Below are 2,674 nucleotides of genomic sequence, written 5' to 3'. Positions count from 1 at the left end.
CACGCCATTGCTGAAGCAAATCCCATATCGAAATAAACGAATGCTTGACGGAACAAGTAAAGGGAATAAAGAAGTGTACCGTCTAACGGGCCGCCCTCGCCTTTTGAAATAATGTAAGCTGGAACGAAGGTCATAAATGCTCCGATGGTTTGCATAATCGTATTAAACAAAATGATCGGGCTGAGCATTGGCAAAGTAATTTTGAAGAAGCGAACGACTGGACCCGCTCCATCCACATTGGAAGCTTCGTACAATTCTGGCGGTATATTTTTGAGACCTGCTAGAAAAATAAGCATCGACGATCCAAATTGCCAAACGGACAATGTAATGAGCATCCACAGCGCCGCTGCAGGTTCAGCAAACCATCTCACGCTATCTAAACCGAGTGCATTCAGAAAAATGTTTATAACCCCTTCGTCGCCGTAAAGGTTGCGCCACATAATCGACACGGCAACGCTACCGCCAATAATCGAAGGAAGATAATAAACGGTCCGATATAACCCGATTGCTTTCGAGGCTGTATTCAATATCATTGCAATAAATAAAGCAAAGGCCAATCTAAGCGGTACACCGATAAATACGTATAAAAAAGTAACCTTTAGAGATGCCCAAAACTTTGAGTCATCAAAAAACATCGTCTGGTAATTCTCTAATCCGATAAAGGATGGTGTCGATAAGAGATCATAATCGGTAACCGAGAAATATAACGATGCGACAGCGGGTACTAAGGTGAACAATAAAAATCCGATAACAAATGGACCAATAAAGGTGTAGCCTACCAAGTTGTTTTTAAGTGATAGCGATTTCATCTTATCCAACTCCTATACGAAGTCTAGCGTGCCAAAGCATCTTTATTTATGAAAAAGCGATGGTCGATCTAACGACCAACCATCGCTTCTACTCAAACAATATTACTTGTTTTTCTTAAGAATAGCGGTTGCTTCGTCTCTAAACTTCTTAGCTGCGTCTTCTGGTTTAATTTTGTTGTAGTTCATTTGCTCTGCAAGGCTTGTGAGCGATTTGAACACTTCTGCAGAACCGATTGGATCAGCTGGATCCATTGGTGAGCTGTTCGCTTCTGCCCAAGCAACATAGTCGTATACTTGGATTTGTGCTTCAGTAGAAACTGCTTTTAACGCTTCTTTCACTTTAGAGGAAACAGGTACGCCGCGATCGCCTAAAATCAATTTGTTAGCTTCGATATCATTTACGAAGAAGTTGATAAATTTAGCTGCTTCTTCTTTCACTTTCGAATTTTCCGATACGGAGAAGAACATACTTGGCTTAAGGAATAACCCTTTAGTCATATTTGGACCAGCCATTGGAGCAATTGCTAGCGGACGGTTAGCCACTTGCTGCAATCCAACATATTGGTTCGACCATTGCCATACGCCAATGCCTTGGTTCAATACAAGGTGGCTGTCTTCTGCGCCTTTGATTTGAGCTAGAACGTCTGGTGACGGTACTGCACCATCGATAACAAGTTTAGCTAGCATTCCGAAGAAATCGGTGAATAGTTGATCATCCTCGTAGCCAAGGCCGTTGCCTTCTGCGTTAAACAACGTTTTATCAAGTGTACGAAGGTAGTAGCCGAAGAACACTTCTGGACGCATACCGTTGTCGAAGAAAATTCCTGCTGCTTTTGCTTTTGCAGCCATTGCTACGTAATCATCCCAAGTGTAGTTTTCAGGAATGGAATCAATGCCTGCTTTTTTAAGTAGTGCTGGATCGTAGTTAAATCCAAGAGCATTTACACCAAGGTTCATACCGTATAGTCCATCGCCTAATTTACCGCCATCAATTGCATTTTGGCTAATGTCACTTACGTCAATTTGATTGCCGATAAATGGAGTCAAATCAGCCAATTGTTTTCTGCCAGCGTATTGCGAATAGTTTTGCGTATCGATTTGGATGATATCAGGAAGCTCGTTTGCAGCTGCTTGAGGAGCAAGCTTTTTCCAGTAGTCATCATAGTTTGCATATTCCATTTCTATCGTTACATGCGGGTTTTTCGCTTTGTACATCTCAATGACTTTCATTGTGTAATCATGACGCGGCTGACCGCCCCACCATGCGATACGAAGAGTGACCGGTTTTGCTTCTGCTGGCTCTTCTTTCACTTCGTTTGTTGATTTTGGTGCGTTGGTCGCATTTGTTGGTTTTTCATTGTTTGCGTTTCCGCCGCAAGCGCTTACGAGAACTAGTGCAAAAGCCATGAGCATCAAAAGCATTTTCTTTGGTGCTTTCATTGTGTTACGCCCCTTCCAGACTCTTTAATGTTGTTTACAAGCTTTATTATAGGGTGAATGTCGAATCGTCGGAATTAAAAAAACCGCTTTCTTTGTTAAAAAAACAGAGGTCGCCATTATGGCGACCTTTTGAATTCGGAAGGCGTGAACCCTGTATGTTTTTTAAAAACTTGACTAAAATATTGCGGATTATCGCCAAAACCAAATTTCTCAGCGAGTTCAAAAACCTTCACATCACCTGTTTTCTCAATCTCTTCCATCGCTTGCTCCATCCTTAACCGAACAACATAATTTGAGAATTTCTCTCCCATTTCCTTCTTAAACAGCTTGCCTACATAATCTGCGTTCATGTATAAGATCTCACTTGCTACCCAGTTGAGCGATTGATCAGGATTGGAAATATGCGCTTCAATTACTTGAATCAT

General features: G+C 41.7%; 3 protein-coding genes. All 3 read right to left on the bottom strand.

From position 1 onward, the window contains the following. Nucleotides 1-809, bottom strand: an 809-nt coding sequence (locus AC1DSE_RS34010) for a carbohydrate ABC transporter permease (RefSeq protein ID WP_477528984.1), incomplete at its 3' end; no start/stop codon positions are given. Between the two features lie 102 nt (nucleotides 810-911). Beyond that, nucleotides 912-2,249: an ABC transporter substrate-binding protein gene (locus AC1DSE_RS34005; RefSeq protein ID WP_339202676.1), complete on the bottom strand. Its 1,338-nt coding sequence runs from the start codon at nucleotides 2,247-2,249 to the stop codon at nucleotides 912-914. Nucleotides 2,250-2,365: 116 nt separating this feature from the next. Continuing rightward, a partial coding sequence (locus AC1DSE_RS34000; protein WP_477528983.1) for a helix-turn-helix transcriptional regulator occupies nucleotides 2,366-2,674 on the bottom strand: 309 nt, incomplete at its 5' end.

The sequence above is a fragment of the Paenibacillus sp. 01L418 genome (genome assembly GCF_056400045.1).
Note: the sequence above shows the minus strand (reverse complement) of the source record. Positions and strands in the feature narration are given on the sequence as shown.